19 protein-coding genes and 2 tRNA genes are annotated in these 22794 nt (G+C 60.5%); 12 read left to right on the top strand and 9 right to left on the bottom strand.

Features of this window, described 5'->3' with window-relative positions; genetic code table 11:
- Positions 1–290: 290 nt before the first annotated feature.
- The 7 genes from E8Q41_RS00430 (at position 291) to E8Q41_RS00400 (ending at position 9881) form a co-directional block, all read left to right on the top strand.
- Entirely contained in the window at positions 291–869 is a 579-nt protein-coding gene (locus E8Q41_RS00430; protein ID WP_137153522.1) for a PAS domain-containing protein, read from the top strand.
- A 498-nt stretch (positions 870–1367) separates the two neighbouring features.
- Positions 1368–1976 (top strand): hypothetical protein, encoded by a 609-nt coding sequence (locus E8Q41_RS00425; protein ID WP_137153521.1) that lies wholly within the window; start codon positions 1368–1370, stop codon positions 1974–1976.
- Positions 1977–2078: 102 nt separating this feature from the next.
- Positions 2079–5756 carry a hypothetical protein gene (locus E8Q41_RS00420; protein WP_137153520.1) on the top strand — a complete coding sequence of 1226 codons (3678 nt, stop codon included), beginning with the start codon at positions 2079–2081 and terminating at the stop codon, positions 5754–5756.
- Between the two features lie 110 nt (positions 5757–5866).
- Complete coding sequence (locus E8Q41_RS00415) at positions 5867–6544, top strand: hypothetical protein (RefSeq protein ID WP_137153519.1); 678 nt, start codon at positions 5867–5869, stop codon at positions 6542–6544.
- 184 nt (positions 6545–6728) lie between these two features.
- A complete protein-coding gene (locus E8Q41_RS00410; RefSeq protein ID WP_137153518.1) occupies positions 6729–7328 on the top strand; it encodes a hypothetical protein in 600 nt (199 codons plus the stop codon).
- The gene (locus E8Q41_RS00405) at positions 7325–8611 is read left to right on the top strand and encodes a hypothetical protein (RefSeq protein ID WP_137153517.1); all 1287 of its coding nucleotides are present in this window, start codon (positions 7325–7327) and stop codon (positions 8609–8611) included. The genes E8Q41_RS00410 and E8Q41_RS00405 overlap by 4 nt, the downstream gene beginning before the upstream one ends.
- An 874-nt stretch (positions 8612–9485) precedes the next feature.
- Positions 9486–9881, top strand: coding sequence for a hypothetical protein (locus tag E8Q41_RS00400; protein ID WP_137153516.1), 396 nt, complete (start codon positions 9486–9488; stop codon positions 9879–9881).
- Between the two features lie 193 nt (positions 9882–10074).
- On the opposite strand, the gene E8Q41_RS26080 is transcribed toward E8Q41_RS00400, so the two are convergent.
- The gene (locus tag E8Q41_RS26080; RefSeq protein WP_281405288.1) at positions 10075–10209 is read right to left on the bottom strand and encodes a hypothetical protein; all 135 of its coding nucleotides are present in this window, start codon (positions 10207–10209) and stop codon (positions 10075–10077) included.
- 499 nt (positions 10210–10708) lie between these two features.
- On the opposite strand from E8Q41_RS26080, the gene E8Q41_RS00395 reads away from it, so the two are divergent.
- A complete protein-coding gene (locus E8Q41_RS00395; protein WP_137153515.1) occupies positions 10709–11356 on the top strand; it encodes a recombinase family protein in 648 nt (215 codons plus the stop codon).
- Between the two features lie 331 nt (positions 11357–11687).
- Positions 11688–12554, top strand: a complete 867-nt coding sequence (locus E8Q41_RS00390) for a hypothetical protein (RefSeq protein ID WP_137153514.1) — start codon at positions 11688–11690, stop codon at positions 12552–12554.
- A gap of 83 nt (positions 12555–12637) precedes the next feature.
- On the opposite strand, the gene E8Q41_RS00385 is transcribed toward E8Q41_RS00390, so the two are convergent.
- The 5 genes from E8Q41_RS00385 to E8Q41_RS00365 all read right to left on the bottom strand — a co-directional run bounded on the left by E8Q41_RS00385 (position 12638) and on the right by E8Q41_RS00365 (position 16867).
- Complete coding sequence (locus E8Q41_RS00385) at positions 12638–13873, bottom strand: hypothetical protein (RefSeq protein WP_137153513.1); 1236 nt, start codon at positions 13871–13873, stop codon at positions 12638–12640.
- A 188-nt stretch (positions 13874–14061) separates the two neighbouring features.
- The gene (locus E8Q41_RS00380; protein WP_137153512.1) at positions 14062–14775 is read right to left on the bottom strand and encodes a hypothetical protein; all 714 of its coding nucleotides are present in this window, start codon (positions 14773–14775) and stop codon (positions 14062–14064) included.
- A 75-nt stretch (positions 14776–14850) separates the two neighbouring features.
- Positions 14851–16590 (bottom strand): DUF6538 domain-containing protein, encoded by a 1740-nt coding sequence (locus tag E8Q41_RS00375; protein WP_170976307.1) that lies wholly within the window; start codon positions 16588–16590, stop codon positions 14851–14853.
- Between the two features lie 105 nt (positions 16591–16695).
- Positions 16696–16771: transfer RNA gene (locus E8Q41_RS00370), tRNA-Val, on the bottom strand.
- A 20-nt stretch (positions 16772–16791) separates the two neighbouring features.
- A tRNA-Lys gene (locus E8Q41_RS00365) sits at positions 16792–16867 on the bottom strand.
- 187 nt (positions 16868–17054) lie between these two features.
- On the opposite strand from E8Q41_RS00365, the gene E8Q41_RS00360 reads away from it, so the two are divergent.
- Positions 17055–17804 (top strand): cytochrome c biogenesis CcdA family protein, encoded by a 750-nt coding sequence (locus E8Q41_RS00360; RefSeq protein WP_137153510.1) that lies wholly within the window; start codon positions 17055–17057, stop codon positions 17802–17804.
- 12 nt (positions 17805–17816) lie between these two features.
- Positions 17817–18779, top strand: coding sequence for an AEC family transporter (locus E8Q41_RS00355; protein WP_137153509.1), 963 nt, complete (start codon positions 17817–17819; stop codon positions 18777–18779).
- Here the strand turns inward: E8Q41_RS00355 and E8Q41_RS00350 are convergent.
- The 3 genes from E8Q41_RS00350 to gloA all read right to left on the bottom strand — a co-directional run bounded on the left by E8Q41_RS00350 (position 18747) and on the right by gloA (position 22025).
- Positions 18747–19955 (bottom strand): UbiH/UbiF family hydroxylase, encoded by a 1209-nt coding sequence (locus E8Q41_RS00350; RefSeq protein ID WP_137153508.1) that lies wholly within the window; start codon positions 19953–19955, stop codon positions 18747–18749. The two genes, E8Q41_RS00355 and E8Q41_RS00350, sit on opposite strands and share 33 nt — an antisense overlap.
- Positions 19956–20083: 128 nt before the next feature.
- Positions 20084–21340, bottom strand: coding sequence for a D-Ala-D-Ala carboxypeptidase family metallohydrolase (locus tag E8Q41_RS00345; RefSeq protein WP_137153507.1), 1257 nt, complete (start codon positions 21338–21340; stop codon positions 20084–20086).
- A gap of 244 nt (positions 21341–21584) precedes the next feature.
- Positions 21585–22025 (bottom strand): lactoylglutathione lyase, encoded by a 441-nt coding sequence (gene gloA, locus E8Q41_RS00340; protein ID WP_137153506.1) that lies wholly within the window; start codon positions 22023–22025, stop codon positions 21585–21587.
- 190 nt (positions 22026–22215) lie between these two features.
- Here gloA and E8Q41_RS00335 point away from each other — a divergent pair, with 190 nt between their 5' ends.
- A complete protein-coding gene (locus E8Q41_RS00335; protein WP_137153505.1) occupies positions 22216–22794 on the top strand; it encodes a cold-shock protein in 579 nt (192 codons plus the stop codon).

Below are 22794 nucleotides of genomic sequence, written 5' to 3'. Positions count from 1 at the left end.
AGGCTCACTTTCCCACAACATCCTGTTTTCAGACAAAAAAAAGCCGTCCGACGTGTGACGTGGACGGCGCGATCATGATTGGAGGTCTGATCGAGTGGTGTGCCGAAGGACATTCCTTCCTGTTGACCAAGAAATCTCACGGGACTTGCGATTTTGCAACCTAAACCGGGGATTAACGTTAACAGGAGGCAATTCCGGGCGGCGTTGGTCTTGGCACGGAAATCGCTGCGATACCTCTGTCGGGGTGAAAAACGCTCCGATTTTGCCGAAATGAACCATGGAATGCCCCAATGCGGCACAACGCCACCAGATCGCTACTAGACTATTTTAACCGCATCCGGGGAAAGGACGACGCGCCCTTGCGGCGCGACGTCAATCCGTCCGACATTCCGCGCCTGCTTCCGGATATTTTCATGCTCGAAGCGGTCGACAACCGCTGGTTCCGCTTCCGCCTCGCCGGCACGAGGCTCTGCGCCGCATTGGGACAGGAAGCGCGCGGACAGGAATTCGGTCTGGTCTGGACGATCGACGACCGCCGGCGCATGACGCTGGCCGCGCAATCCGTGCTGGCCAACAAACTGCCGTTCATCATCGAAGCGCATGACGCCAATACCGGCGAAGAGGTGGAACTGTTGCTGCTGCCGATGCGCTCCAGCGAAACCGAATGCGACCGCCTGATCGGCGTCTTCTCGCGCGCCGACCCGGACCGCCCCTTGCGCATGGGCATGGAGCTCATGGTCGAAAAGATGCGGTTCCTGACACCCGACCGACCCGACCCGACGGAACCCGAAGAGCGCCCTGCCCCCGAAGCCGTGATCCGCGCCCGCGGCGTGGCGCTGCGCGTCTACGACGGCGGCAAGACCAACTGATCGCGCCGCGCGGCTACTGCGCCACCGCCAGAAAATCCGCCGCCACGATGGAGACGGCGGTCAGTCCCAGCAGGATATAAGTGGTCCAGCGAATGAAGGGGGATTTCATGGGCTCTCCTGTGGCGTTTGGATCGACGGATAAGGTCGAGATTGGAGAGCGGGATTTCAAGGGGGAGACCAAAACGGAACCTGTCTGGGCGAAAATCTTACGGCTTCGTCCGAGCGTGACCCTTCGGCTTTCTATGGAGCCCGAGCGTTCGAGATGCGCCTGAAAATACGGTCTGCGAACCGATCTGCCGACAATGCATCTTGTAAAGTTATGGTGGGCGATGAGAGACTCGAAGTCGCCTCCAAGAACTTCCAGAAGACAAGGGTGACTGCCTCAAGCCGTTGGCAATAAAGCGCTTTCACCTCTGACCATGAACAAGTGGTCGGCTGTCGAACCGGTACCTTCCTGTAGCACCTAGTCGTGAAACGGTTCAAGAAGGTATTCGCAGAATGACATCAACGGTCCCAATCGATCTCATCACCCCTGCCCTCGCAAAGACAGACCCCGAGGCGGCATTTCGCTACCTGCCACCCTGGGCGACCACATGGACGCTCGTGGACGCGGAAGAAGCGGCTCAGGACCCCCGCCTGTCCCCGACTATTGCCGTCGTACTCGGCAAGAAGATGCGGGTGTCCATTACAATGACATCCCTCCAACTCGCGCTCCTGATCCACTGTACGGCACTGGGTCACTCAGTGGCGACAAACTCCAACCACGCGAAGTTCAACCCGCGCATCTACGCCAAGTTCATCTTCCGCGACGCCGCCAAGGACAATACGCCCATCGGGAGGCTCTTCGCGGCGGCCGAGGAGCGCGAGGCCGTGAATACGCTGGATAACTGCTCTGATCTCCGGCCCGTGAACCTTGCGAAATCATTCGAGGTTCGGCCGAAGAAGGACGCAATAGAGCTTCTCCGACACCACGTCATCCGCTTGGTTCGCGAGCGCGGGCTCGGTGGGACCCTGCCTGACGGCTTCTCCGCGCAGGCATACCTAGCGAACTTGGAGGACCTACTCCAAGCCCTTGAGGAAGAGCGGGAAGCTTATCTCGCTCCATAGGGCGAACCATCACCCTCTTCACCATCCCCACGAGAACTCTCTCGGCGTCCGCGCCGAGGGAGAACGCAGAGTCACGCCTAGATTCAACAAAGGACCAACACCATGCCAGACAACAAACAACCCTCCACCCTTGACCCCGAGTTCCTACAGGCCGTCGAAGAGGTGACCAGAGAGCGCCAGCTCGCAGGTGCCATGCAGGACGGCGTTAAGGCCATGCCGCCTGTTAAACCGCAGGGCTCCGACCCGCAGTCCCCGGAGCAGCCGGGTTTCTTCCAGAGGCTCTACAACGAGGTCACCGCCCCGAAACCTGCTCCGGTTGCCGGGGTGGACTATGGCACGGCACCTGATGCAGGCACCATGTCCGCTGCCACGCGGGTCCTCGGCTCCGGCGTCGAGAGCCAGTCGGAGATGCCGAGGGCGGTGATGGGTGGGGCGGCACGGGCCGTCTTCCAGACCCGAGACTTCATGGCTGGCCTTACAGGGGAGACTACCGATCCAGCCGACAGGACCGCCCTGCGTCAGGCCGTGGAGGCCGACTACAAGGACGTGACATCGCGCTCCATCCCCAACGCATTGGCTGGCGGCATCTCGCAGTTTGTCACCGGGCTCATCGGTGCGGGCAAGCTCATGGCCCCGCTCAAGGCCACCCAGACGTTCGCCGCTGGGGGCAAGGCCGCTCAGGTTGGCTATGAGATCGCCAGAGGCGCTGCGGCCGGTGCGGTCGTGATGGACCCCCATGAGGCCCGCCTCTCGAACATGATCCAGGAGTTCCCCGCCCTGGAGAACCCGGTGTCCGAATACCTCGCGGCCAATCCCGATGACAGCGCCGCAGAGGGCCGCCTCAAGAACGCTCTCGAAGGCGCTGGGGTGGACCTCGCGTTCGCCGGGGCGTTTGCCATGGGGCTCAAGGCCATCAAGTTCGCTCGCCGTGGGAACCCCGATGCCGCCAAGAAGGTGGTCGAAGAGATTGCCCAGCCTCAGGTGGCGGAGGAGATGAAGGCGGTGGCCGAGCGTCCGGTGGAGGTTCCTCCAGTGGCTCCCGTCGAGAAGCCCCGTGTCCGCGTCAAGGCGGGCTCCCAGGCGGCCAGTGATGGCATCCAGCCTCCAGACCAGATCAGCGAGCCAGCCTCCACCACGGTGGACCAGAGCACCCCGCTCCCAAGCAACGCTCCGACAGCCGCCAAAACGCTCCCCACGGAGGCCGTCAGCGATGAGCAGATGAAGGCGATCCTGGACGGCACGGACTGGGACCTCAGGGCCATCGACCAGGCGGGCTCCCGCGAAGAGGCCATCAGCCAAGGCTACAAGCCCGCCCCTCAGGCTGGCGTCCCCTGGCAGAAGCTCCAGACCCCCGAGGATGTGTCCACCCTCATCGCCAATGCCCAGAAGGTCCTGAGGCCAGAACTCGATGCCGTCAAAGGCGGTGCCGTGCTGTCTGACGCCAAGGTCGAACGCCAGGTCCGAGCCGCAGCCCGCTACTTCAACGAAGACCCTACGGCAGTCGTGGGGGAGATCGCCCAGGCCGGGGACGCGGCGGCAGGCATGGTGCGGAACATGGAGGCTGGCTATCTGGTCTCCAATCGCTTGTTCATTGATGCGTTCGATCCCATCCGTAAGGTTCGCTGGGGTAACCTAGAGGAGTTCGGTGGTGACAGCGCCAAGGCCCTTGCCGAGTCTCGCCGCAGATTGTCCGTCGCTATGGAGACCTACGCTGCGGCTCAGAGCATGAAGTCTGCAGCCGGTCGTTCCCTCAGGCGTATGCGCAGTGAGTTCCGAGTGAACCCAGAGCAGCTCAAGGCCCTGACCTCTCTGGACGACCAGAAGTTCATGGACATCATGCAGTCCACTGGCGGCGACCCCAAGAAACTCAAGGACCTCGCCAAGCCAACGGTGATGAAGCGGGTGATGGACGAGCTGCAATTCTCGCAACGCAATGGCCTCCTCTGGCTCTACCCCACCCACGTCGTCAACCTGACCTCCAACGTTTACATGCAGATTGCGCGGCCGCTGGAGAAGGGTCTGGGGTCTCTCGTGCTGAGCGGCGGAAAGGCGGTTCGGCAGCAGGCGGCCAAGGAGTTCTATTACACGGCGGCGGCCATCACGGACGGCTGGAAGGCTGGCGTCGAGGCGTTCATGAAGGGCGACTCCAAGCTGGCTCCGCACATGACGGACTGGCTCGATGCTCCGTCCGCGAGCACCGCCCACCAGCCACTCGGGGTTCCGAACTTCAAGCCCTTCGATAGCTGGGAGAACTTGTGGCATAACCTCCACCTCTCCTCCCTCTACCGCAATGTCACGGGCTTTCCCACGCGGTTCCTCGGGGCACAGGACGAGTTCTTCAAGACGCTCCGCTACAGGTCGGTTGTGCAGTCCCGCGCTGCGGTCGCTGGCGAGCAGATGGGCCTGAAGGGTCAGGACCTCAAGGACTTCATGGAAAGCCGCCTCCATCAGGCCTTCGATGATGAGGGGCGAGCAGTCGATCCCGAGGCGCTACTTGAGGCTCAGACCTCAACGTTTAACCAGGAGCTTCTTCCTGGGACGTTGGGCGCGGGGATCAGAAACCTGCGGACCTACTATCCGCCTATCGGCTTCGTCCTGCCGTTCGTGAAGACACCGATCAACGTGCTGCGATATTCCCACAAATATACGCCAGGGCTCAACCTCATCCAGGGCGAATATCGGGCGATGCTTCTGGGGAAGATGGGGACGGAGCGGCAGGCTCAGGCTATCGGGCAGATGGCGCTGGGTAGCCTCTTCATGGCGTCCACGGGGCTCCTGGTCGCAAACGGCCGGGTGACAGGCGGTGGCCCATCGGATGATCAACTCCGTAAGCAGCTCATCGAGCAGGGCTGGAAGCCATACTCGGTGGTCGTGATGAATGCTGACGGCTCCAAGACATATGTGCCGTATGGCCGGTTCGATCCGGTTGGCCTGCCGATGGGGATCATGGCGGACCTCCACGAGCTTTACACCATGGACCCAGAGCACCGGGATATTTCCAACGTCGCGACCGCCACAGGGATCGCCCTCGCCAGGAACTTCTCGGATCGCACCTTCCTCCTCAACATGAACCAGCTAGTTGACGCCCTCAGCGACCCTGAGAACAAGATGGAGAAGTTCGTGGGGAACATGGGTAGCTCGATGATCCCGATGTCCTCAGCCTTGCGGGGCTACGGCAACCAGGACCCCTACCTCCGGGAAGCTCGGGGACTGCTCGACCGGGTGCTCAAAGACATCCCCGGCTACTCCAAGGGCCTCCCGCCTCGGCGTGATGTCTTCGGGGAGCCTGTGGCGCGGCGTATTGGTGTGACGACCACCATGAGCGAGGACCCGGTGGAAGCCGAAGTCAACCGCATCATGCTGGAGACCAACGAGGGCCTCTCGATGCCCCAGCCGACGCATAACGGCATGGATTTGCGTGATGTAACCCTGAAGTCCGGCCAGAACGCCTACGACAGGTACCAGGAGCTTTCAGCCAAACCTGAGGAGGGTGCACCGAGTCTGAAGGAGTCCCTGGAGAAGCTCATCAGGTCCAAAGACTACGAGGACATGCCAGACGGTGAGACGGGGCAACCTGGAAGCAGGCTCAACGCCATCCAGGGCATCGTCCAGAAGTACCGCACGGCGGGCTTCAAGAAGCTCCAGGAGGAGAACCCTGAGCTTCGGACCCAGATGCTCCAGCACAAGTACAAGGCTGCGGCGGGATATCTGGACAATACGGGCCAGAAGTCGGCAGGCGATCAGCTCCGAAAGGCGCTCGGTCTCGGCTCCAGCCAGTAATTCCCAAGTTGCGGGCCACAAGGCCTGCTCGACGGCGCAGCTTACATCTGGTCCTTCTCGGGCTGCGCCGTCAACCCTCACCCTCCATCCTATAACCAGGGCAGACATCAATGAGACGGCGCGTCATCACCTTCCGCCAATCCCCGCTCATCACCCCCGAGGCAGTTGCATCCGGGACCTTTCCCAGCCGAGACATCATCAGCCCAAGGTGGCTGCGGCGTTGGGTGACCCTCGAAGAGAAGAACGGCCTGCCACACTTCGGGATCGTGGTCGGCATGGCGAACCATGACACCGATCACACCGAGCGGCGCACCAATTGCAGACTTAGCGCCATCGAGTTTGCGGTGCTTCTGGAGGCCGCCAGATGTGCGACCGCCGTGGTAGCCGATCCGTTTCAGGACCTGAATGGATATGTCTTCGTGAAGTCGCATAACGATGCGATCCCCGCGTCCCCAGCCATGAAGAAGGCATCCCGCGCCTCGGGAAAGTCGGTCTACCAGATGGGACCCTACTTCAGGTCCCAGGGCTCATACCTCCTCGTGAAATACGGCGCGTATGACAATCGCATGATCCCGCTGCATGGGGACTTTGGGGCTTTCCGGCCGACGAAGAACCGGGAGCGGCTCATCGCGAATGCAGAGTTTTTCGCGCATGGGTCAAAGCAGGGCCTACCTGACAAAAAGCGCCTCGGGGAATACGTCGAGAACCTCCATAGGTTGTTTGCTGCGTTGGACGCCAGCCGTGAACGGGGCGGTGATGAGGATGTCCAGGACCATGCTGAGCAATAGCCTTGGTTTAGAACAACCCGCCAAAACAATTCCCACGGTAGGTGAACAAGCAGTCCACTTTTCGTTGCTAAAGCGCGTCTCTCAGTATGCGTAATTCACATGTCAACTGCGAAAGAATTGCACTCTCGTCATATCCGATCAGTAACGACGTTCAATCATCCTCACAACCAGGAGTCTCCACCCCATGTCTTCGAACATTCGACGCATCAACATTCAGACGCTCACAGCGCCGAGCACCTTCATGTCTGCTCCCCTCGCCAAGAACCATAAGCTCGTCGCGGCGGGTGTGTCGATCCGAGACGACCACGAGAACCTCCCCACCAGTGTCTTCTGCATGTGGGGCATCATGGGCGCGGAAGATTACATCCGCATGGCCGCCATCGCCGCCGTGCTGGGCGAATACGACAGGTCCGGCCTTCGGGTCATCGTCCACACCAAGGGTCTGAAAGGAAATGCTGACCTCCGCACCATCGTCGCGAATAACGGAGTCATGAACAAGAAGGGCGACCTGTACAAGGGCAGCGAGTTTGTCCCCACGCTCCGCGCTGCCGTCTCCGAGTTACGGCTACAGGTGACCGCTCCCGACTGGGATGGAAAGCCCGATCACGACGCGGCACGGGCAAAGGAAGCCGCCAAGTTGGGGCTGGTGATAGCGCAGCGGGCGGACACTCCGGTTCCGCTTGAACTAGCCCCGCCGTTGATCCTCGGGCAGCAGAGGATGCCAGAGCTTGAAGGCACCAATTGGTGGAAGCACGCCGAGACCGCTTGGTGTCCCAACCGATGAAGGAGGATGAGGCAACCGGTTCCAGGTGGTCGCCGGATACCACCCCCGCCCTCTTCTTCGATCCCTACCTTGAGCCTCTTGACGGTAAACCCTTGGCAGACGTGGCGCTTCAGATCGGTGGCCGCCTAGAGTCTGGCCTTGGGCTTCAGTGGTCCAAGACGGACGCAGTGCAGCGGCGACAGGCGGCAGTCTCCACCGTCCTGGCTAACCTCGCGCTGATGGCTAGGGTGCCGCTCAAGAACGCGGACACGAGGCTGGCGGTGCCCACGGCAATCAGGAGGGGGAAGACGCGATATGACCGAAGCGACTTCCCTAAGCGCCTACTCTCGGAAACGCTCCAGCAGATGGAGAGGAGCGGCTTGGTCCAGCGATTTGAGTACGCCTATCGGCGGAGGACAACCACCGTCCTGCCAACCAGCGAACTGCTGACGCTGCTCGATGCGGCGGGTGTGGAACTCACAGACTTGGGCCGCGCAGAGGGCGATGAGTCAATCTGGCTGTACGCCCGTCGGGAGAACGCCAAGCCTCTGGGAGGCAAGCCGCCTCCGAAAGACCTCATAGATTATCAGGACACCGACATCACCATATCGATGCGGAGGGAAATGGCGGCGATCAACGAGGGCCTTAATGCGGCGGACATCAGGATGCGTGGTAAGAACCTCCCTCCCATTCACCTGAAGCGCAACTTTATCCTGCGGCATGGTGCCGATCCCAAGAGCTTCACGCTCGGCGGGCGGCTATTCGGCGGAGGGCCGTGGCTGTGGTGTTCGAAGGCGGACAGGCAGGACATAACAATCGGCGGGGAAGAGATCGCGGAGGTGGACTACAAGTCTGCCTATCCGAACCTTGCTTACTGCTTCCTCGGCCTGCCCCTCCCTGAAGTGGACCCCTACGAGATTGACGGCATGAGCCGAGACGCCGCCAAGCTTGCTCTCCTCTCCCTCCTCTCACGGGCGACACCTCTCAAGGCCCTGAATGCCGACCTCAGGGAACTGCTCGGTGCATCGTGGAGTGCTGAGCTTCTGGTCAGGGCCATGGAGGACAAGCACCCACGGCTGCGAGATGCCTTCGGGAAGGACTTGGGGTTGGAACTCATGTTCCTGGAGTCCACATTGCTGGTCTCCGTCTTGATGCGCCTCGGCGAGCGAGGACTGGTCGGCTTGCCACTCCATGATGCTGTCCTCTCGCCCCGCAGCCAGGCGGAGGACGTGGCGGCAATCATGCGGGAGAACTCAAAGATGCTACTCGGGGTGGAACTTCCCGTCAGTATCAAGAGCCAATAAGTTGTAGTTCCTAAGGCCCCCTGGTTCCCCCTTTAGGTAGATAGGTCTCTCATCATCTCCTTTCACCTGGTGGGGAACACGGGGTTGCCTTCGGCGGAGACACTGAGCTTTAGTGCTCCGAATGATTGACTTGATGTGCCGGACTAATTGGTCGAGATGGGGGGGAGGCTGAGCCGACTGGAGCTAGTCAACCATCCTCACCACAGGACCTCAAGTCCCCACCCCCACGTCCACCCCAACGTCCCCTCCTATCGCCTCCCCCTTGGCCCGGCGCTGCGATCCACCCCACGTCCCTTCCATTGACCAGCTTTGTGTCTCTGCCCCGCTTAGAGCGGCTGCGTGGCGTTGGGCGCTATGTGTGGACATGGGGTTAGGCGCGGCGGGGAGGCTTTGTGGGGAGCATGGCGGGGGAGCAGGATGTGGGAGCTTGGTGTCGGACATTGCGGAGGGACGCGAGGTGGGGACTTCATGATCACCTCCAGCACTTACGGTAGGCGGCCGACCTGCGAAGACCGTAAGGGGTTGCATGAGGCTCTTACGGTCTGCGGTGGTGAAGATGATTGGTGTCTCATCCGAAGGCGGAGCCGACCCCGGACCGTCACTAGGGGTCGATCACGCGACATCTGGGATACGTGGCAACGCGACGGCGCATTCCCCCCTCCAGGGGTACCCTCATATTCCACACAATGTCCTTTCTGGCAGGACCGCACATGTTGCCACATTCCACAAGTTGCGCTTTGCGGCAGGAACGTATGCCCTTCCCGGATTATTGCCACTTGCCGCACCTTCCTCTAACACACTGTGAATATTTCTGAATTGACCTTGCGTCCGTCCAGTCGGATCATGTGGCGGCAATAACTCTAGGTTTAAGCACATGATGCAAACCATAACGGCTCAAATGGTCCTTGCCCAAAAGCTGCCGCGCTATGTCGATGAGGCTTATGAGGCGGATGAGGGAGAAATCGCGTTACGGATCGGCGTGGATTGGATCACGCTAACCGCGCCGCAAGTCGCCATCATCTCCGAACTGTGGCCGCTCCAGGTCAACCTCCAATCGGGGACGAGCGGTTGGACCTTGCGCCATGGCGTTGGGGCCTCCAAGCGCTCCCTGCCAATCGACGCCATAGCGCGGCCTGGTGAAGCCCGTGAGGATTTGCTCTTCATCCTGATTGGCCGTGCGGTAAGGCGGTTTAAGGGGGCCTGTGCCCTGGCGGACTTCCATTCGCGCCTGGCTGATCTCTTCCATATGGCGGACGCGGCGTTAGCCTAAAGTTAGAGACAGTCGAGAAGTCTCAAACCTTGCGGATGGCCGCAATGAAATCAGCCGTTTAGCGTAAGCGGTCGTGGCCCGGTGTGGTGCGGTTTGTAGTGCATCGAGGCCTTATCGCCGCTTCAAGCCTTAGACATAGCGAAAAGGCCGCCTTGCGGGCGGCCTCTTGGCGTTGGGATCGTAAGGAAATGCTTTAGGCCTGATAGACCAGATGAATGGGGCCAAAGTCCAGAAAGTGGCATCCGCCCTCTTCCCAGCGATCACGCCGCCATTCTGAAGGCTTGCTCCAGTTGGTTTCGACATAGGCGTCCTTGAACCCTAGAGCCATCAAAAGCCGTTCCCGCCAAGTAAACATTGAGTTCTTCCTTCAAACCGTTGTGAACCTATCGCCAACCTGCGATGCACCTAATGTAAGACATCGGGCGAAATCGTCAATTCAATAATACTCATCCATGGTCACCACGTAAAATCTCCCACTTTCACGATGATGATGAATGTGATAGTAATATATTATTGCCACATTATCACTATTGCGCAATGTTGTATCACCGTTTAATTCCGAATATTTACTATTGCGCACTGTAGCAGGATCATTTCCTCCGATTATTACTTTTTGGCAGTTGCCGAGGTGCCCAACAGGCAGGAAGACACCGGACCAACAGGCCGCGAGTCCGTTTCAAAGTCCCGCCCTCATGCGCTTCGATAAGGTATGCTTGAAGAGAAGCGCGGCGGAGCTATGTCGAAGGGTGCTTCGAAAATTTCCTTGACCACTCATAACGAAGCATGACATAACGAAGCACCTAAAGCGAAGCAAGGGAGCTTTGAGCATGACTCTAGTGCGAGCATACCTCCGCGCCAGCACCAAAGAGCAGGACGCCAGCCGAGCGAGGGCCGACCTCGCCAGGTTTGCCCAAGAGCGGGGCCTAAGGGTCGCGGGCTATTACGCAGAGAACGAGAGCGGCGCTTCTCTCAAGAGGCCAGAGTTATTCCGCCTCCTCACCGACTCCGAACCTGGAGACATCCTCCTGGTCGAACAGGTAGACCGCCTAAGTCGCCTAAATGCCGCCGACTGGCAGCGTCTCAAAGACGAGATCACGGGGCGGCAGGTTCGGGTGGTTGCTCTGGATCTCCCAACCTCTTGGATGCTCGCAACGGCAGAGCGGGATGATGTGCAGTCGCGCATCTTGGAGGCCATCAACGGCATGATGTTGGACATGCTGGCCGCCATTGCGCGGAAGGACTACGATGATCGACGGCGGCGGCAGGCTCAAGGTATCGAGAAGGCCAAGGCGCGTGGAGACTACAAGGGGCGGCCAGAAGACGAAGAGCGCAACGCGGCCATAATGAAGTTGCTGGCGGCCGGGCAGAGTTGGCGAAGCATTGCGGCGGCAACAGGATGCTCGATGTCTACCCTTGGGCGGTTAGCAAAGCGTCTACGCGGAGACCAGGAGGCAGACCATGTGGTCCCGGCTTAAGCGATTAGTCGTGGGATTTTTCGACGCTATCGACGGCCCTCCGCCTCCCTATCCGCCCACGGGCCTCTCCACGTTGGAACAGTGGGCCAGACTGCCGGTGCTCAAGCGGGGCATGGAGTGGGACGCCGAGGGGCGGCTCTTTGTCCACGAGATCAAGCGGGACCCGGCGACGGGGCTGAGGGTCAAGATCAAGCGGGAGATCGTGGGATAGAGAGATGTCGGTGGATGAGCGCTGATCCAATTGGTTGGATGATTGCGAAAGCCATAGTCACGCCCTATCGTCATAAAATGTGCATTTCAATGTCTGAACTCAACCAAAAGAGGAGCTCCATTGACAACCGGACCGATAGACGGGGAGCTATTTAGGCTGAACTATCTTAGATCAGCGATAAAGTTGCCTGACAGCCAGCGAGCGCGGCTTAGAGTATACCAACTCTGTAACGAGGCACTTCCAAGGGACGAGCGAGAGAAGTTCGGCGATGATGTCCTAAGGCGCTTAGGCGTCGAGGTGCCGTATGGGGGCTATGGAAGCGACTATCGTAAATTCTGGCTACAAATATCTGTCGGCGACTTCTTAAGCGCATTGACGCTTTTGGAGCGGGCTTACAAGGCTATGTTTCCGACACTGAACAATCCTCCCTCCCTGCTCAATCAAATCCGAGAAATCATTGCTGAGGAAGATCTGCACTATAGGGTGGATGAGCTAGGTGGCGTCCATTTTCTCGTGGATGAGGAGTTTACGTATCTGGCCGAGAGCACCATAGCGGCCCTTTCAAGCCCACGGCTTACAGCAGCGCGGGCAGCCCTTGAAGATGGCCTGAGGTGCCTCGGTGTTACGGCGAGAAGTGGCAAAGGGCTAATCAGAGGTGTTTTTGAGGCAGTGGAGGCCGCCAGCCTCGTGGCCGCTGGGGCCACTAACGCGAACCGCCTTAATGCCCAGATGATCGACAAACACATAAAGCCCCTCCTCCTCCAGCGCTATAGCAGCTTCCCGGACGCCGTGGACAAGGTAACTAGAATGCTGGCAGCCTTTGAGGCGTGGGTCAAAGAAGCCCATCCCTATCGACATGGAGCACCTTTCGATCAGATCCATGAGGCCCCACTTGAACTGGCGCTTGTGTCCGCGACAACGGGCATGGGCTATTTGAGGCTGATGGCTGCCCTGGTGGAGAACCCAACGGGCACGGGGGCTCTCTAGGTGGAGTAGACTGATCTTGCAGTGACGCAACCTCCCTGCTCAAGACATGCCAGCCAAATGAGCGAGACAAACGTCCGCTGCCTTCAATCGGGGGCGTCCGGTTTGTTGATAGTCTTTCTTGCCGAGATCCGGTCTCTTATGCCTGCCAGTACAGATTTCACCGCCTCATTGCCAGCGGCCTCATGTAGAGGGCTGCCATGAATAGCGCCCTCCATAAGGCGCAAGGGGGCCTCATCAAGCCTAACCAAAGCGGACGCGAAAAGGACTTTCTCAAACTCTGGATCAATGCGGACGGCTTGTCGCCTAAATCCCTCATAGGCCTTTGCGATCGACGCCTTATAGGCATAATCTTCTGAAAGCTTAAATCTCTGACTCACCTGTTTGGTAGCCATCCACGCAAACCATACCGGAGCACCTATGCTCAGCGCGGAAAGTATAAACTGCACCCATACTTTTGTCGGGCTTAGCGGCGTTTCTGCCAGTACCTCACGCATAATCGACAAACGAAAATAGCCGACAATCATTGCGACGACCAGCGCTAATGCTAATCCACCCACCCATATATATAGAGAAAAATTCAGCCTTCTCGCCCGATCATCAAATGCAGCGGCCAGGCCTATGCTTGTCGTTATGCGATGCGCCTCGTTCACCTGAGCTAGAAGCTTGTTTGAAGAGTCATTTACCTCTTCAATGTGACTTAAATTAGCAAAAGCCTTTTCTTCAATTGTTGATATCCTGCCGAGGGCATTCGATGCGGAGGCTGCCGCGTTGCGCAACTCAGCCTGAGCAGACCGCAGCTCTTGCAGAGTGCCGGGCAGTTCCACAGCCGCCTCATGAGCAGCTAAGATTTGCGCCAGCTTCGCTTTCAGCTCGTCCGTCGTCGGAGCAATCCCGGTGATATCGCGATCGATTTTATTCAGCCTCCTCAAAAGCTGATTTGGCAGCATATTTGGGTCCGGCGGCCCCCAGGAGCTAATCGATCGGATGATAAATTCGCAATAACTCATCGTCCCGACATACGCTCCAACCGCGTGCGTCGCATTCCCATTCGCCAGACCAGGGATGATGTTCGCGTATAGGGCCTGAAGTGAACCAACGACTGGTGCGAGATATTCCAGCATTTCCTCGGTGGGCTCATCAATATCAGACTCTTTGAGCGAGTCCGCCAGCATGAGTGGAAGGTCTGCTAGTTGGTCTGTACTCAGCGTCGGTATATGCCACACAAACGCTTCTGAAAGGCGACGTTTTTCCGGAAGGGATCGTACCGCCTGCTCCACGCGATATAGCTCTTCCATGATTTGCTTGACTGCCTGATGCATTTGTTACTCCCCCTACGCAACCAGAAGACGCTTTGCGGCCCAAAAATCAAGGACAGAAGGAAACGATTAACATCCATCAAGCCCATTTTTCTTTGGATATTCACTTGGGTCACAATATTTCCCGAGCTTTAATAGGGTTGGCGCGAACAGTCGCCGCCAAAAGCCGAGAGGTCAATGTGCGAACGCCACTATGGATCAACCCGCGTTGCAATCCGTATTTCTTTCCTGGCTGCGGCGTCAGGGACGCGAACCCTGATGGCAACAGCCGCGTATTCATCGAGCAAACCATTTCCACCAACATCTGGCACCCTCTCCAAGAACACCGTGACGCGGCAGGTACTCTCCACCCTCTCAAGCAGGAGGTAGTCACAGGCCCATAACCGCCGCAGATAGCTCGAAGGAATGCCATCAAGCTCGACATCAACATATGGCGAGCGGGTGTCCGCCGAGTTCTTCCCGCTCACCGTCCAAACCGCCAGATCTTCGGCGGGATCTGGGGCAGAGAAATACGCCGCGTCGAGGCTGTAGATGATGCGGCTGGGGCGGCTGGCTGCGGGAAGCACAGCGTCAGCACTAGGTGATGGAGCCACTCCCTGGAAGCGGTAGAGGGTTAGGGCATCCGAAGCACTGTTGATCGCCTCCGCGCTCTTGCTGAGCATCTCAAGCGAGCGGCTAAGATATTCCCGATTTGCGGCGTCTTGTAGGGTGTTGCGATAGTTGCCGTCACGAGAGCACAAATCGTAGTCCGCAGCCTCCTTCCCCAGGCGCTCCACCAGCCCCGAGCACTTGGCCTGGACCTTCGCGTCCCAACGACTACCGGGCAGCACAAGAAACGCCGCCACAGTAGGCAGGGCCAACAGAACGGCGGCGGAAGCGGCAGGCAAAAAGCGCATGCGGCTCATCTCCAGCTCCCCTAAAGCGAGCAATGAAATCAAGGCGGCAACCAAACCCTATCCAGCAGCCTACGGGGTGTGGCGTCAAGAGCGAGAGGGGATGATGGGGGCGATTTTTTCCACCTCCTCCGCATACCCCTTCAGCATCACGTCTGATCCGCCGTAGCCCCGCGCCGAACTTGCCGCCAGCTCTGCCTGCTCTTTGCCAAATGCCCGCCCTGCGATGTAATGCGAGGCTTCAGGATCGACCCGGTGACGGCGGCACAGGTCCTCAAACAGGTGCCGGAACGCATGGCTTGCGGGAGGCACGTGATCCACGTCCGCTAGGACTGTCTCTGTGATCCACTCATAGAGGTTGGCCTGGGTACGCTTTGGGAACAGCGGACCTGGCGCAGCCGCTTGAACAAAGACAATCAGCCCCTCTTTCACGACGGCGGAATGGATGGGGACCTTGCGGGACTTGTGCGTCTTCGTAGTGCGCTCACCCTCGGAGCGAACATGGGCGAACCAGTGGCCCTCGACCTCCACGAAGTCTTCTTTCGTCAGTTGGGCCGCCTCCCCCACCCTCATCCCTGAGTACGCCATGAGCCATGGAACCCAGCGTCTCTCAGGAAGGGTCTCTCCACGGGCTGCTTTGAGAATAGTCGCCGCCTGGTCAAGACTGTATGTCCGAGACCGACTATCGACGGCATCACGGTCTGGGACGGCTAGGTCCTCTAGCGGGAAGCCATCAGGGTAGAGCTGGCCGCTAGTCTGGCGCTGCCCCCATTGCGTCACGGCTCGTATTGTGTTGGCCTTGTCTCTAATGGTGGTTCTCGAAGCACCAGCCTTGTGGAGCGCCTCCATCCACCGCATTACTTCAGAGACGGCCACCGTTGCAGCGAGTTCGCTCTTCCTGAAGGTGGAGAACTCCTGGACGATCCGGCGGTATTTCTTGATGGTGGCGATGGCCTTGCCTCGCCGAGAGGCCATAAGGGCGGTCTTGTCTTGGCCCCGTCGCTCCTCCTCGTCCACAATCGCCTCAAGGGTAAGCTTCAGGGGCGCGGCGGACGTAGTGCTACGGGCAGGCTTGGGTCCCTCGTAGGCGGGAATGCGCTGAGCCCATGCGGGTTCGCTATAATCGCCCTCCTCCCAGCGAACCCGGAGACTTGCTAGAGCATCCAAAAGACGCTCGCCGCATCGGGCTCGAAGAGAAGCCATCGTATCTGCGTCCAGCTTGACGCCCATCTTACGGACAAGAGCGTTAGCCCTCGCCACGCCCCAGACCCTTAGTATCTCCTCAGTCTGCCACCTAAGGCTCTCAAGAACCCGGTGAGTCGGAGACCCCTTTGTTTCCTGCCCCAGCATGGCCTGTATCTTATCGAGAGCGTCGAACCTGTGGAGCGCTTGCAGCCGTTGGCCCATCTCGAAAAGTCTCTGCCTATCGAGGCCGGGTCCTGGCTTACAGTTCCCCAACTCTTGGTCCACCTCGCGTTGGACAAGTTGCTGCCAGATGCGGAGTTCACCGGGGTCAGCCTCCTTTGCTCGAAGGAACTCAAGGGCGTCCTCACCAGCCAAGGCGTGGATGTCCTTATGGGTCAGCCGAAGGGGGCTGTCGCTCAGCATAGAACGCCACCTCGCCCACATCTCCTCAAACTCGATGCTGACCTTCTTGTACGCCAACGCGGCGGCCTTGGGGTCCCTCGTGTTGAGAGAACGCTGGACCTCGCGACTCACCTTCAGCTTGAGAGCCTTAAGTTTGTCACGCTGGTTCCACAGGTCGGTGGGTGTCGCCTTCCTGAAGTAGAGTATCCCGGAGTGAGGATGAGGCCACGGGCCAGTCATGACCCATCTCCTTCGCTTGATCGCCATACGTGAACCTTTTTTGTAGCAGCCCGTCTTGCGGAAAGCCAGCAAATCCAGTATGTTCATGAAGCTACAGGAAGAATTTGGTGGGCGATGAGAGACTCGAACTCCCGACATCTTCGGTGTAAACGAAGCGCTCTACCAACTGAGCTAATCGCCCCCGCAAGGTGATCACGAAGGTGGTGAGAGCGATGGGATTCGAACCCATGACCTACTGATTAAAAGTCAGTTGCTCTACCGGCTGAGCTACGCTCTCCCAATTTCGAAACCGGCGAAGCGCCGTCCCTTGGAAGTGGGCGTGTCATAAGTAAAGCCGCCGGGCCGGTCAACCCGTTCGGCGAAGATTTTTTGGGCCGGCGTACCGTCGTCAACAAATGGTGACTGGCGCAGCCCGGCGGGCTCGGATAAACAGCGCCCGAGATCCCTACGGCAAGGAGGCCGCCTTGGCTGGCGCCGATATTTCCTATCTGAGCGCGCTGATCGCCGGCGCCCTGTCCTTCCTGTCTCCCTGCGTGCTGCCGCTGGTTCCGCCCTATCTCTGTTATATGGCGGGCGTATCGATCGATGAATTCGCCAATCCCGACCAGACGACGGGGAATCGCCGGCCGCGCCGCTCGGTGATGATCGCCTCGGTCTTCTTCACGCTCGGCTTTTCCACCGTCTTCATCGCGCTCGGCGCAAGCGCGAGCTCCATCGGCATGGCGCTGCGCCAGCATATCGACATTCTCGCCCAGATCGGCGGTCTGCTGATCATCCTGATGGGGCTGAATTTCCTCGGCCTCGTGCGCATCCCGTTCTTCTCGCGCGAGGCGCGCTTCCAGTCGGGCGGCAGGCCGGCCACCTGGACCGGGGCCTATGTGATGGGCCTCGCTTTCGCCTTCGGCTGGACGCCTTGCATCGGCCCGATTCTCGGGGCCATTCTCGGCGTCGCGGCGGCGAGCGACACGGTGGGCCAGGGTGCAGCGCTGCTGTCGGTCTATTCGCTGGGGCTGGCTTTGCCCTTCTGGCTGGCGGCCGGCTTCTCCGGGGCGTTCCTCGCCTTCCTCACCCGCTTCCGCCGTCATCTCGGGCTGGTGGAAAAGGCGCTCGGGGCGCTTCTCGTGCTGACTGGCCTCGCCTTCATCTTCGGCTATATCGGCGACGTCGCCATCTGGTTCCAGCAAACCTTCCCGATCCTGTCGCGGATCGGCTGAGAAAGCGGGAGCATGGCCGAGATCTCCGCCCTCGTCATTCCGTTCTTCGGCCTGATTCTGCTCGGCTATATCTCGGGTCGGCTGAGGAAGCTCGATGCGGCGGCGCTGGGCTGGCTGAATTTCTTCATCGTCTACATCGCCCTGCCGGCGCTGTTCTTCAAGATCATCGGCCGCACGCCGATCGCCGATCTCACCCGCTTCGACTTCATCCTCACGAGCCTCGCCGCCACCTATACGGTGTTCGCGATCGCCTTCCTGTTCGCGCGCCTCATAAGCCGCAGCCCGGTTGGCGAATCGACCATACAGGCGCTCGCCGCCTGCTATGGCAATATCGGCTATCTCGGCCCGGGACTGGCGCTCGCCGCCTTCGGCGAACAGGCGGCGCTGCCGCTGGCGCTGATCTTCGCCTTCGAGAACATGGCGCATTTCATCGCGGCGCCGGCGCTGATGGCCTTTGACGGGCAGGAAAAGCGCCCGCCGCTGACGCTGGCCAAAGATGTCGGACGTAAAATCGTCACCCATCCCTTCATCATCGCCACCGCCGCGGGCTTTGCCGCCGCCGCGACCGGTTTTTCCGCGCCGCGCGTGCTTGAGACCATGATCGACAATCTGGCGCTGGCCGCCGCCCCCTGCGCGCTGTTTGCCATGGGCGTGACGCTGGCGCTGCGGCCGCTCAAACGCGTGCCGCAGGAGATCTATGCTCTGGCGCCCTTGAAGCTCGCCGTGCTGCCGGCGCTGATGTATCTAGCGATGAGCGCCACAGGCGATTACCCGGCGATCTGGGTGGAAACGGCGGTGCTGCTCGCCGCGCTGCCGACAGCGACCAATGTTTTCGTCATCGCCCAGCAATATGGCGTCTGGCAGGAGCGCGCCTCGGCGGCGGTGCTGATCACCACGGTGATCTCAGTCGCCAGCGTGTCCGGCGCGCTCTATCTGTTCAAGTCAGGCGCGCTGCCGCCCGACCTTTTCCCGTAAGAGTTCCGGCAGCCGCTTGAAGGCCCGGCCCGGCGAGACGCCTTCGTTCATCATGAAATGCCGGAGCGGCGGCAGGCTGGTGAGAAGATGGATGCCGGCCGCGCGCAGCATCTGCACCGGCAGAAAATTCGACAAGAGCGAGCGGTTGAGCAGATCGACGCCCGCCGTGCGGCTGACCACGTCGAAACGCCGCGCCCGGTCATAGGCCTCGCCGATCGCAAGCGACCGGCCGGCGTCGCGCGCCTTGACCGCGAGATCGACGGCGTCGCGGATATCGCGCAGCGACAGATTGAGCCCCTGCGCGCCGATCGGCGGGAAAGCGTGCCCGGCCTCGCCCGCGAGAACCACGGCGCCCTTTCCGAAACGCTCGGCGGTCATTGCCGACAGCGGCCAGGCCTGCGGCTTGGCCTCGATGCGGATCTTGCCGAGCAACGATTGCATCTTCTCCTCGATGCGGCGGTTGAGCGCCTCCTCCGTCATATCGAGCAGATCCGTCGCCTGTTCGGGCCTGACAACCCAGACCAGGCTCGATCTCAGATCGCCGAGCGGCACGGCGGTGAAGGGGCCGGTCTCGGTGTGGAATTCGGTGGAGATGTTCTGATGCGGCAGGTCGTGGGAAAAATTCACCACCAGCGCCGTTTGCGGATAGGCGATGGTTTTGACGCCGATGCCGGCGGCTTTGCGCGTCGGCGACTGTTTGCCGTCAGCGCCGACGGCGAGCTTCGCTTCGATGATCTCGCCATTCGCCAGCGTCAGCCTGAGGATCTCACCCTCGAAATCGAAGGCCTCGACCACCGTGTCCTTTCGGGTGATTTCCGGCGTCGCGGCGATGCGCTCGGCGAGCACGTCGAGAAAGGGCGCGTTGGGAATATTGTAGCCAAAGGCGTCCAGCCCGATCTCGCTCGAGCGGAAGGAGGCGACGGGCGCGCGCAACAGCCGGTCGGTGCCGTCGATGATGCGCATGGTGCTGAGCGCCGCCGCATGCGGCCGGACGCTGTCCCACAGGCCGAGCGAATCGATGAAACGGATGGAATCGTCCATCAGCGCCGTGGTTCGCTGGTCGCCGCCGCCCCCCGGCGCGATCAGCGCCACGCTGAAGCCCTGCCCTGCAAAGGCGATCGCTGCGATCGATCCCGCGAGACCCCCGCCGATGACGGCGATGTCGAATTGGGCCATGACGCTGCTCCTTCTCAAATCCGCGCGAACGGCTGTGCGCCGCTTCAGAGGACATAAGGTCTCGCGGGCTCAAAATCCATGGGCCGAATTGGCGCATGCGGGCGGGAGATCAGATTTTCAAAGCAGAATCAGCTGCGACGCGAGCTGCGGCGACAGCGCCAGTTCCAGTCGCGCTGGCTGCCGATATCCACATGCACGGACTGCGTATGGCAATAGGTGCCGACGCCGCCGCGGCCGGGGATCGAGCGGAGGAAATCCGCGAGCTCCCATTTGGAGACGCCTTCCACCTGAATGTCGGCGGCGGCGCAGAGCGTGTGCAGCGAATGCCGCGCGCCGCCGGCGACGCGATTGTGCCGGGGATCGCGGAAACCGGAGGTCACGACCACGGGACGGTTATAGCGTTGCTCGACCATCTTCAGCATGCTGACCAGCTGCGGACGAAGACAGGAAACCTGCACTTCGTCGGTCTGGGTCCACAGCCCGTTCGGCCCCAGCCGCGCCATGCCAGAAAGCGAGGCGAGCTTCATCAGGCCGGCCGGCCGGTCGTCTTCGTCGATGCCCTCAGGAGCGCGGGCGGTCGGCATCATGGCGTTGACGCCGGGCAGATCCTCGCCGCCGAGGCCGGCGGTGCGCATATTGGGAATGGAGGATGTGCTCAGCTTGCGTGACGACTCGCCGAAGCGTGAACGGTTGAACGAGGCCGTCTTGGTGTTTTCCGTCTCGTCCTCGTCGATCGAAGAGCGGAAGAAATCGGCGAGCGACTTCACCCGGCGGCTGCGCGGGGCGGGCTTGGGCTTTTCTTCGGCTTCGGTGTCGGCAAGCGCCGTCTGATAGGATGGCATCGCCGCGGCCTGCTGGCCCTGGGCCTGGGCCGGATCGGCGCTGGCGAGTTCTTCGGGAATGGGCAGACCGGCGAGCGCGAGATCCTGCGCCTCGCTGGCGATGTCGGCGTTCGGCAGCGGGATCGCGCCCATGTCGCGCGACTGTGCAACCGCGCCGGCATAGATGCTGTTCTGCGCGGCGTTGACGCCGGCGGGCTGGCCGTTCTGGGGCTGGGCCGAGCGGGTCGAGAAAATGCTGTTCTGCGCGGCGGCCACATTGGGCTGCAGCGGCTCGCCGTTGCTTTCTTCCTCGCTCCAGGATTGCGGCACCACGGAGGCGTCCCGCGCGCTCATCGACTGGATGTCGGCGTAAGCCTGGCTGGCGATCTTGGAGGCGTCGGAGGGCGTGGAAGCGGCGCTCTTCTGTGCGGCGGCGGCGCGGGGCGCGTCATTGGTCTGGATGGAGGCGAGCTCCATGCCGGGCGAGGACATGCAGGAGCTGACGCAGGCGACGGAGGCGAGCAGAATAGCGAGCCGGATTGCTGGCTTCGATACGAACGACATGATCCGGTTCAATCCCAACTATCCATCCCCGCCAGGCCTGTTCTCGTTCTTGCGTAAGTGTTAAAGCACTCATCGCGCATTGTAAACTGACGTCACATATGCGTGATCGCACGACAAAGCCCACCGTAAGGCGTCGCACCGACCCCGTTATGCCCCGTGAAACTTGCGCCAGAACAGTGTTCCGGCGCTTTGCCTCGGCGAACGACAGCCACCCCGTGGATAGGCGGGCTTGGTGAAGAAAAGGTTACCAGACGCCGGTATTGGGCATGGAGAGCCAGGGTTCGGCCGGCGCGAGCGCCCCGCCCTTCTGCAGGATCTCGATGGAGATGCCGTCGGGCGAGCGGACGAAGGCCATGCGGCCGTCGCGCGGCGGACGGTTGATCACCACGCCCTTCTCCTGCAGCGAGGCGCAGAGCGCGTAGATGTCGTCGACTTCATAAGCGAGGTGACCGAAATTGCGGCCGCCGGTGTAATCTTCCGTATCCCAGTTATAGGTGAGTTCGAGCAGCGGCGCGGAATGCGCCTTGCCGGCCTCGACATCCTCGGACGCCGCCAGGAAAACCAGCGTGAAGCGACCCGCTTCATTGTCCATGCGGCGGACCTCCTGAAGGCCGAACTTGCCGCAATAGAAATCGAGCGAAGCGTCGAGATCTTTGACGCGAACCATGGTGTGGAGATAACGCATTGGATTTCCTCATCAGCGAACAATTGGCGCCAGTTCTGGCCAAAAGACCAGCTTGAGGCAAGGCATTTCTGGCAGGAAAACGTCCGGGAATGCAACACCCAGGACTTGCATATGTATCATTTCGGGATGTTAATCTTTGAAATGAAGAATCAGTTAACCGAGCATGTGACGCGTAGAGGGGCAAGGCAGGATGGCGGATAGGATTTCTTCCAAGAATATCTCCATATTTGAGGAGATGGCCTCGGATCCCGTCGATCTCATCGAGATCACGGGCGTGATCAAATGGTTCGACGTCGCCAAGGGTTTCGGCTTCATCGTGCCGGACAACGGCTCTGGCGACGTGCTCTTGCATGTGACCTGCCTGAGGCGCGACGGTTACCAGACAATCCTCGAAGGCACCCGCGTGGTGGCGCTGATCCAGCGACGCGACCGCGGCTTCCAGGCCTTCCGGATCCTGTCGATGGACACCTCCACCGCCGTGCATCCGTCGCAGCTGCCGCCGGTGCGCACCCATGTGCAGGTGACGCCGTCGAGCGGGCTCGAGCGTGTCATCGTCAAGTGGTTCAACCGCACCAAGGGTTTCGGCTTCCTGACCCGCGGTGAAGGCACCGAAGACATTTTCGTGCATATGGAAACGCTGCGCCGCTACGGCATCACCGAGCTTCGCCCGGGCCAGACCGTCTTGGTGCGCTTCGGCGACGGCGACAAGGGCCTGATGGCCGCCGAGATCCATCCCGACGTCGCGACCCCGATCAACCGGGCGCATTGA

The sequence above is a fragment of the Rhizobium sp. FKL33 genome, from assembly GCF_005222915.1.
Lineage (GTDB): Bacteria > Pseudomonadota > Alphaproteobacteria > Rhizobiales > Rhizobiaceae > Rhizobium_E.
The sequence above is the reverse complement of the archived record's forward strand: the minus strand, read 5'-3'. Positions and strand labels throughout refer to the sequence as shown.

Excerpts from the sequence above, each read along its gene's own strand:
- E8Q41_RS00430 (WP_137153522.1), top strand. The coding sequence starts at position 291 with ATGCGGCACAACGCCACCAGATCGCTACTAGACTATTTTAACCGCATC.
- E8Q41_RS00425 (WP_137153521.1), top strand. The coding sequence starts at position 1,368 with ATGACATCAACGGTCCCAATCGATCTCATCACCCCTGCCCTCGCAAAG.
- E8Q41_RS00420 (WP_137153520.1), top strand. The coding sequence starts at position 2,079 with ATGCCAGACAACAAACAACCCTCCACCCTTGACCCCGAGTTCCTACAG.
- E8Q41_RS00415 (WP_137153519.1), top strand. The coding sequence starts at position 5,867 with ATGAGACGGCGCGTCATCACCTTCCGCCAATCCCCGCTCATCACCCCC.
- E8Q41_RS00410 (WP_137153518.1), top strand. The coding sequence starts at position 6,729 with ATGTCTTCGAACATTCGACGCATCAACATTCAGACGCTCACAGCGCCG.
- E8Q41_RS00405 (WP_137153517.1), top strand. The coding sequence starts at position 7,325 with ATGAAGGAGGATGAGGCAACCGGTTCCAGGTGGTCGCCGGATACCACC.
- E8Q41_RS00400 (WP_137153516.1), top strand. The coding sequence starts at position 9,486 with ATGATGCAAACCATAACGGCTCAAATGGTCCTTGCCCAAAAGCTGCCG.
- E8Q41_RS26080 (WP_281405288.1), bottom strand. The coding sequence starts at position 10,209 with ATGGCTCTAGGGTTCAAGGACGCCTATGTCGAAACCAACTGGAGCAAG.
- E8Q41_RS00395 (WP_137153515.1), top strand. The coding sequence starts at position 10,709 with ATGACTCTAGTGCGAGCATACCTCCGCGCCAGCACCAAAGAGCAGGAC.
- E8Q41_RS00385 (WP_137153513.1), bottom strand. The coding sequence starts at position 13,873 with ATGCATCAGGCAGTCAAGCAAATCATGGAAGAGCTATATCGCGTGGAG.
- E8Q41_RS00380 (WP_137153512.1), bottom strand. The coding sequence starts at position 14,775 with ATGAGCCGCATGCGCTTTTTGCCTGCCGCTTCCGCCGCCGTTCTGTTG.
- E8Q41_RS00375 (WP_170976307.1), bottom strand. The coding sequence starts at position 16,590 with ATGACTGGCCCGTGGCCTCATCCTCACTCCGGGATACTCTACTTCAGG.
- E8Q41_RS00355 (WP_137153509.1), top strand. The coding sequence starts at position 17,817 with ATGGCCGAGATCTCCGCCCTCGTCATTCCGTTCTTCGGCCTGATTCTG.
- E8Q41_RS00350 (WP_137153508.1), bottom strand. The coding sequence starts at position 19,955 with ATGGCCCAATTCGACATCGCCGTCATCGGCGGGGGTCTCGCGGGATCG.
- E8Q41_RS00345 (WP_137153507.1), bottom strand. The coding sequence starts at position 21,340 with ATGTCGTTCGTATCGAAGCCAGCAATCCGGCTCGCTATTCTGCTCGCC.
- gloA (WP_137153506.1), bottom strand. The coding sequence starts at position 22,025 with ATGCGTTATCTCCACACCATGGTTCGCGTCAAAGATCTCGACGCTTCG.
- E8Q41_RS00335 (WP_137153505.1), top strand. The coding sequence starts at position 22,216 with ATGGCGGATAGGATTTCTTCCAAGAATATCTCCATATTTGAGGAGATG.